This is a genomic window from uncultured Leptotrichia sp. (genome assembly GCF_938036635.1).
In the GTDB taxonomy this organism is placed as follows: Bacteria; Fusobacteriota; Fusobacteriia; order Fusobacteriales; family Leptotrichiaceae; genus Leptotrichia; species Leptotrichia hongkongensis.
Map to the genome: position 1 here is coordinate 1 of NZ_CALHQO010000292.1, position 7624 is coordinate 7624.

Annotated in this window: 8 protein-coding genes; all 8 read left to right on the forward strand. The window is 30.5% G+C overall.

Annotated features, from left to right (window positions below; all coding sequences use genetic code 11):
- Nucleotides 1-230: 230 nt before the first annotated feature.
- The 8 genes from Q0370_RS05835 (at nt 231) to Q0370_RS05870 (ending at nt 7598) form a co-directional block, all read left to right on the forward strand.
- Complete coding sequence (locus Q0370_RS05835) at nt 231-1940, forward strand: DUF262 domain-containing protein (RefSeq protein ID WP_299573314.1); 1710 nt, start codon at nt 231-233, stop codon at nt 1938-1940.
- A 151-nt stretch (nt 1941-2091) separates the two neighbouring features.
- Nucleotides 2092-2577, forward strand: a complete 486-nt coding sequence (locus tag Q0370_RS05840) for an HMA2 domain-containing protein (RefSeq protein WP_299573317.1) — start codon at nt 2092-2094, stop codon at nt 2575-2577.
- Nucleotides 2577-2948 carry an HMA2 domain-containing protein gene (locus Q0370_RS05845; RefSeq protein WP_026745212.1) on the forward strand — a complete coding sequence of 124 codons (372 nt, stop codon included), beginning with the start codon at nt 2577-2579 and terminating at the stop codon, nt 2946-2948. Before Q0370_RS05840 ends, Q0370_RS05845 begins: the two co-directional genes overlap by 1 nt.
- A gap of 33 nt (nt 2949-2981) precedes the next feature.
- A complete protein-coding gene (locus tag Q0370_RS05850; RefSeq protein WP_299573325.1) occupies nt 2982-5162 on the forward strand; it encodes a heavy metal translocating P-type ATPase in 2181 nt (726 codons plus the stop codon).
- A gap of 36 nt (nt 5163-5198) precedes the next feature.
- Nucleotides 5199-5945, forward strand: a complete 747-nt coding sequence (locus Q0370_RS05855) for a hypothetical protein (RefSeq protein WP_299573328.1) — start codon at nt 5199-5201, stop codon at nt 5943-5945.
- A gap of 50 nt (nt 5946-5995) precedes the next feature.
- Nucleotides 5996-6283: a hypothetical protein gene (locus Q0370_RS05860; RefSeq protein WP_299573331.1), complete on the forward strand. Its 288-nt coding sequence runs from the start codon at nt 5996-5998 to the stop codon at nt 6281-6283.
- 63 nt (nt 6284-6346) lie between these two features.
- Nucleotides 6347-7033 (forward strand): 2,3-diphosphoglycerate-dependent phosphoglycerate mutase, encoded by a 687-nt coding sequence (gene gpmA / locus Q0370_RS05865; protein WP_299573333.1) that lies wholly within the window; start codon nt 6347-6349, stop codon nt 7031-7033.
- A 157-nt stretch (nt 7034-7190) separates the two neighbouring features.
- Entirely contained in the window at nt 7191-7598 is a 408-nt protein-coding gene (locus tag Q0370_RS05870) for a DUF2721 domain-containing protein (protein WP_299573336.1), read from the forward strand.
- Nucleotides 7599-7624: the final 26 nt, after the last annotated feature.

Consider the following 7624-nt stretch of genomic DNA (forward strand, 5'->3'; position numbering starts at 1 on the left):
TATAAAAAAATCCGAATATATAACCACTGTTATTTAATTATATAATGTTTTTATATTTTTTACAATTGGATATTTTTATTTTGATAACCAAAATATATGTTTATATTTTTTAGCATCAAAAATAATTATAAAGAACAAATTATAGTAGCAATTTTTTCCCTAAAATTTTTTCGGTTGAAAAATACCATTGAAATGGTGTATAATTTATAAAAAGAACGGTAGGAGGCGTTATGGTTGCAACAATACAAGTTAATAAGCAAAGTATCAAACAGTTGCTGGAAAGTGGAAAAGATCAGATGTTTTTAATACCTGAATATCAGAGACCATATTCCTGGACTGAAAATGAGACTAAGACGTTGTTTTATGATTTATTAGAATTTACTGAAAATGAGTCAAAGAGAAATAGTGAAGTGGAAGGAACATATTTTTTAGGGAGCATAGTTTCTTATGAAAATGAGAATGGAGAACAGGAAATAATTGACGGACAGCAGAGAATTACTTCATTGTTTCTTCTTTTGCGTGCAATTTATACAAAATTAGTTTCCTATGAGGAAAAAACTGTTGAGCAGGAAAATTTTATAAGACAAATTCAGCCTGCACTCTGGAAGCAGGAGAAATTAACTGGAGAAGTTGATTATAAAAGCGTGCTTATAAATTCACGAGTTATAGATAATGAAGGAAATAAAATTTTACAAAATATTTTGGAAACTGGAGTTGCTGATCCTGAAGCTACTGACAATTATTCAAAAAATTATATTTTATTTCAAAAGTTATTTGATAAACTTTGTGAATTAAGCCCCACATTAATGCTTGAATTTATTTACTATACTTTAAATAGAGCGGTAGTCTTTCCAATAAATACAGATTCGCAAGATGACGCATTAAGTGTATTTTCTACTTTGAATGACAGAGGATTGCCACTTTCTGAAGCTGATATTTTTAAGGCAAAAATGTATAACCGAATTAAAAAAGAATACAAGAAAATGTTTATAAAACAATGGAAAAAACTAAGCGAACGGGCAATTTATGCCAAGGAAAATGTAAAACAGCTGTTTTATTATTATATGTTTTATCTAAGGGCAGTAGAAAAAGATGTGGCAACGACTACACTTGGACTTAGACGTTTTTATTCAAAGGGCGGATTTACAAGGCTTTATAAATCAAATCTTTTGAAGCATCTAGATCAGATTCTTGATTTATGGGTTGTGATGAATAGGCACGAATCAATTGATGACAAGCCTTGGACAGAAAATATACAGATTATAAAGATTTTGGATACTTTATCAGCTTATCCAAATGAATCTTGGAAATATCCTGTTGTTGTCTATTATTTGTCACATGGCGAAAAAGAAAATTTTGAAATTTATTTCTTAAAATTTTTAAGAAAGCTATTTTTGGAACTGACAGCAAATTATCTTGTAACACCGAGTGTTGCCGCTGTAAAAGCTGATATTCTTAAACTTAATGTTGATATTGTTGATAATATTTCTCCAAAAATTGCATTCAAGAATATTCCAATTTCCATATTGCAGGAAAAAGTCAAGACACCAAACAAAAATCTTGTGCGTATGATTTTAAAAATGGTTGTTTACAACAATCAAGATGAATTACTTCCTGAAAAATGGGAAATTGAATATATATTGCCACAAAAATGGAGTAACCGTTTCTCAGAAAGTGTTGAAAATAAACAGGTTAAAGAATATATAAATTATATTGGAAACAAGATTCCTTTTGAAAAGAAATTGTCGATTAAAGCTTCAGAAAACTTTTTTGAAAAGAAAAAAGCAAGTTATGAAAAATCTAAAATTAAATATGTACGTGAATTAATCCCAGCAGATAAGACCGACTGGACTTTTGAAGATATTGACAAAAGAAACAGAAAGGTATCGGAAGAACTTGTTAAATTGTTTATTACTTGGAATGGGGAATATGAATTTTAAATTTAATAATTTTTTAGGATAAGGGTGTTAGAAATGCCCTTATTTTTTGATAAAATTATTTTAAAGTTCGTTTTATTTTATTTAATTAAATCCTTGAAATTTAAAATAAAAAGGTATATAATGATTTATAAAAATATTTAAGGAGTCAATTATGTTACAAAATTTTTATGGCGTTATTCAAGTAAAACATTACCAGAATGGACGGTTGAGACTTCAAACAGATGCATTAAAAGAGAATGAGGAGTTAGAACAGGAATTTTTAAATAATATGCGTCAACTATCGGGAATACACTCAGTAAGCGTTAATTCTATTATTGGAAGCATCTTAATTTATTTTGATGAAAAAATTATTGAGAGTTCGTTTTTGTATTTAATCGTTCTAAAATTGCTCCATCTGGAAGAAGAAGCCTTAAAAAATAAGCCTGGAAAAGTAAAAAAATTGTTAAAACAGGCATTTGAATCTGTTGATATGGCTATTTACAATAAAAGTAGAGGTTATTTGGACTTAAAGACATTAGTTGCAGGAATTTTTGCTTTTTATGGCATTAAAAAATTAAGAGAAATTCCAAAATTGCCTACAGGTACTACTTTATTATGGTGGGCTTTTATTTTTTTATCAGAAGGGAAAAGAAAATAATGTTAGAAAATTTATTTAAGGCTACATATCTGATGTTTAACCAGATAAAGGTTGTACACAGTATTCCTGGCAGATTAAGGCTTTCGGTTCCAAATTTGTCAAAGATTCCAGAAGAATTAAAAAAATATGATTATCGAGTTACAGAACTTATTTTATCAAAAAAAGGCATAAAAAGTATTGAGTATTCGTATGTGACAAATAAAATTCTGATTTACTATGATGTAAAATTAATTTCAGAAAAACAAATACTAGACTGGCTGAACAAAGTATGGAAAACTATGATTAATCATTCTGAATTATATGAAAATAAATCCTTAAAGGAAATAGAAGATAATTTGGATACTTTTTATAACATAATTAAAGAACTTTAATTATTGCCAAAATGAAAAAAGAAAGGGACTTTTATGTTAAATAAAGATTATTTGCTGGATTGCAAGATTTTACACGAAATTCGTGGAAGAATCAGAATAAAATCAAAAGCTTTAAAATATCTTGGAATTCATAAAGAAGAGATAACAAAGCAGCTAATGCAGGTTCATTATATCCAAAGTGTTGAAATTTCAAGTATTACAGGAACTATTCTTGTTTATTTTGACAATTTTTCATTAACTGGTGAAAACCTGATATCCTTACTTCAAAATACGTTAAATACATATCTGGTAGATATATATAAAAATGAAAAAAAACAAGTATCAAACAAATATGTAATTGAAAGACGTCTACAGGAAGAATCTCCACAGGAAATTATTAAAAATATTGGTGCTGCTGTACTTTTATTGCTACTGCCAAATCCAAAGACAAAATTAACAGGGATTAGACGACTATTTAACTACAAAACTTTATCAACAGTTTCTTTAGCCCTGCCTGTTTTAAAAAATGGAATCTATTCTCTGATTCAAAATAAGCGTCCAAACGCAGATACGCTAAGTTCTACAGCTATTGTCAGCAGTATCGTTTTAGGAAGTGAACGAACAGCTTTGACAATTATGATTTTAGAAAAATTTGCAGAGCTTCTAACTGTTTATACAATGAAAAAGACACGTGGCGTAATTAAAGACATGTTAAGCGTTGGAGAAAACTACGTTTGGAAGCAGTCTGATGATGAAAATACAGCCAAAAAAGTTCCAATTGAAGAAATTAGCAAGGGAGATTTGATTCTTGTTCAGACTGGAGAAAAAATAAGTGTGGATGGAACAATTGAAAAAGGTGAGGCGATAATTGACCAGTCGGCAATTACTGGGGAATATATGCCTGTTACGAAAAAGGCTGGAGAAGAAGTTTTTGCAGGAACGCTTTTAAAAAGTGGAAATATTACCGTAAAAGCGGAAAAGGTTGGAGATGACAGGACAGCTTCCAGAATTATAAAATTAGTGGAGGATGCCGCTTTTAACAAGGCTGATATTCAATCTTACGCCGATACATTTTCTGCACAGTTAATCCCTCTTAACTTTCTGCTCGCCGGAATTGTTTACGTTTCAACCAGAAACTTGCAAAAAGCCCTTAGTATGCTTGTAATTGACTATTCATGCGGAATAAGGCTGTCAACAGCAACAGCATTTTCTGCTTCAATTAATACAGCGGCTAAAAACGGAATTTTGATTAAAGGAAGCAACTATCTGGAAGAACTTTCAAAATCTGATACAGTAATATTTGACAAAACAGGTACAATTACCGAAGGAAAACCTAAAATCCAAACACTAAAAACTTTTGGAAAAAATATGAAAGACAACCGAATGCTTGCACTAGCTGCTGCAGCTGAAGAAACTTCATCACATCCTTTAGCAAGTGCAATTTTGAATGAAATTAAAAATAGAGGATTAAAAATTCCCAAACATAAGGAATCTGTTATTAAAGTTGCAAGAGGAATAGAAACTTTTGTAAATAAGGATATTATCCGTGTAGGAAGCCTGAAATACATGGAAGAGAATGATATTTCTCTTGAAGTAGCAAGTGATATAGTAAAAGGAATGCAAAATCGTGGAGAAATTGTAATTTATGTAGCTAAAAATAATGATTTAATTGGCGTTATTGGTGTTTCGGATCCACCTAGGGAAAATATAAAAAAGGCAATGAATCGGCTAAGAAATCAAGGAATAGATGATATTGTGCTGTTAACGGGAGATTTAAGACAGCAGGCTGAAACTATTGCTTCAAGAATGTCAATGGATAGATACGAGTCTGAACTGCTGCCTGAGGACAAGGCTAAAGATATTTTAAAATTCCGTTCAATTGGTTCAAAAGTTATTATGATAGGTGACGGAATAAACGACGCTCCTGCCCTTTCCTATGCAAATGTAGGAATCGCTTTGGGAAGTTCACGGACAGACATTGCAATGGAAGCCGCTGATGTTACAATAACTTCAGACGATCCATTATTAATACCAGGTGTAATCGGTTTAGCAAAAAACACTGTAAAAATAATAAAGCAGAATTTTGCAATGGCAATCGGTATAAACAGTTTTGCACTTGTATTGGGTGCAACAGGACTTCTGCCTGCAATATACAGTTCAATTTTGCATAACTCCATCACAATTTTAGTAGTTGGAAATTCATTACGGCTATTAAAATATGATGTTAATAAATAAAAATTTTTGTGTTTTTGAAGGAGTTTGAATTAAGATATGAAAAAACTAACCTTGATAATACTGCATAAATTACCGAATCGTGTCAGATTTAAAATTTCACACGATATTGCCAATACAAAAAAATTTTTTGAAACAGTAAAAGTTGAAACTAAAAATACAGCTTTACGGTATAATCAGACTATAAACACTTTACTTGTTACATTTGAGCCTGAAGAAATTTCAATAGATGAAGTGATTTACCGAACTGCAACTGCCTTGTCAGTAGAACACGGAATGACTTCAGTAAAACTTGTTGAAGATTTTGAGGAAAAATCAATTGATTCATTATCTGTTTACTCTGGAGCGGCAATACTGCTTTCTTTTCTGTACAGTTTAGGAAAAAGTAAAGTGGAAAAATTACAGATAGATATTAATAATTTTGCGGCTGGACTTACAACCGCGGCAATTATAGAGCATGCTTACAGAGAAACACAGCGTAAAGGCTTTTTCGACATAGAAATATTGCCAGCATTATACTTGCTCAAATCCTATCTGGCAAACAGGTCGGTTACAGCGATAGCGCTTATGTGGTTTACAACTTTTGGACGGCATCTTGCGTTAAATAATTTTTCCAATAAGGAAGTAAGAATTTACCGTTTAAAAGCCGATAATGGAAAATTTCATTATGTTGTAGATGTAAAAAACGATAATTCTATTGAAAATTTGAGCGATTTAATAGATCATATATTTTTCAATAACAGGGCAGGCAATGAGTCGAATGACAAATACATTGCTTTGCAATAAAAATTAATAAATGATAAAATAATAATAAATAAAAATTTGGAGGTATAAAAATGATAAAACTTGGAAACATTAAAAAGGAACATTTAGTAGGAGCAGCAATTGGAGTAGGAACTGTGGCTGTAGGATATTATTTATATAAAAAGAATCAAAATAAAGTTGACAGTTTTTTAAGAAAACAAGGTATAAACATAAAAACATCTTCAGAAGCAACTTATGATAATATGAACCTTGAAGAATTGATGACAACAAAGGAACATCTTGAAGATTTAATTGCTGAAAAAGAACTATCTACAAATACATCCTCTGCAGAAGCAGTTGTGGAAACTAAAACAAAATAGTAAAATAAAGCCACTTTTTTATTAGTTCAAATATAAAACAACTTTATCAAAAGGAGGAAAACAATGAAATTAGTATTGATTCGGCATGGAGAAAGTGAATGGAACTTGGAAAATAAATTTACTGGATGGAAGGATGTTGACTTGAGTCCAAAAGGAGTGGAAGAGGCAAAAGCTGGAGGTAAAGCATTAAAGGAAATGGGATTAGTTTTTGACATTGCGTACACATCTTATTTGAAAAGAGCCATTAAAACTCTTAATTACGTTTTGGAAGAACTGGATGAATTATACATTCCAGTTTACAAATCTTGGAGATTGAATGAACGTCATTACGGAGCATTACAAGGATTAAACAAAGCTGAAACTGCTAAAAAATATGGAGACGAGCAAGTACTTATCTGGAGAAGAAGCTTTGATGTTGCCCCGCCTGCAATAGACAAATCAAGCGAATATTATCCAAAATCAGATAGAAGATATGCAGATTTATCTGATTCTGAAGCGCCGCTTGGAGAAAGCCTTAAAGATACTATCGAAAGAGTTCTGCCTTACTGGCATTCACATATTTCAAAAAGTTTGCAGGAAGGGAAAAATGTTATTGTAGCAGCTCACGGAAATAGTTTGCGTGCTTTAATAAAATATTTGCTAAATATTTCAGATGACGATATTTTAAAACTGAATTTAACAACAGGAAAACCTTTAGTATTTGAAATAGATAAAGATTTAAAAGTGTTGTCATCACCAGATTCATTTTAATTTTAATAAAAATAAAATCTTTTAAGCAAGGGCAAAATTTTAGTCCTTGCATTTTTATTTTGCATTTTTTAGTAATTTCAATTATAATAAAAATAAAGTGTAGTATTTAAATTGTTAAATAAATATATTATAAAAAGTTGAAAGGATGATGAAAAATATGACTTTGGAAATAACTACCCCGGCTGTTCTTTTTCCTACGGTATCTCTTCTTTTGCTGGCATATACTAACAGATTTTTGGCACTTACAGCCATTGTCAGACAGATGGATTCAAGCGGAGAAGTCGAGCATGAATTTTATCAGGTTAAGAATCTGAAGAAACGTTTAAATTATATTAAAAAGATGCAGTACTTTGGAGTTTCTAGCTTATTATTATGTGCTGTTTCAATGTTATTCCTGTTTTTCCAAATAAATTTTATTGGATATATAAGTTTTGGGATAAGTCTAGTGTCGCTCATAATTTCGTTAATATTTTCATTGTTAGAAATTCAGATTTCACTAGAGGCATTAAGGATTCATTTGAATTATAATAGAGATAGTGAGAATGAAGAGAAAAAAAAACTTTGATTTAAAGATATTTTATCAAAAAATTA

Excerpts from the sequence above, each read along its gene's own strand:
- Q0370_RS05850 (WP_299573325.1), top strand. The coding sequence starts at position 2,982 with ATGTTAAATAAAGATTATTTGCTGGATTGCAAGATTTTACACGAAATT.
- Q0370_RS05835 (WP_299573314.1), top strand. The coding sequence starts at position 231 with ATGGTTGCAACAATACAAGTTAATAAGCAAAGTATCAAACAGTTGCTG.
- gpmA (WP_299573333.1), top strand. The coding sequence starts at position 6,347 with ATGAAATTAGTATTGATTCGGCATGGAGAAAGTGAATGGAACTTGGAA.
- Q0370_RS05845 (WP_026745212.1), top strand. The coding sequence starts at position 2,577 with ATGTTAGAAAATTTATTTAAGGCTACATATCTGATGTTTAACCAGATA.
- Q0370_RS05860 (WP_299573331.1), top strand. The coding sequence starts at position 5,996 with ATGATAAAACTTGGAAACATTAAAAAGGAACATTTAGTAGGAGCAGCA.
- Q0370_RS05855 (WP_299573328.1), top strand. The coding sequence starts at position 5,199 with ATGAAAAAACTAACCTTGATAATACTGCATAAATTACCGAATCGTGTC.
- Q0370_RS05840 (WP_299573317.1), top strand. The coding sequence starts at position 2,092 with ATGTTACAAAATTTTTATGGCGTTATTCAAGTAAAACATTACCAGAAT.
- Q0370_RS05870 (WP_299573336.1), top strand. The coding sequence starts at position 7,191 with ATGACTTTGGAAATAACTACCCCGGCTGTTCTTTTTCCTACGGTATCT.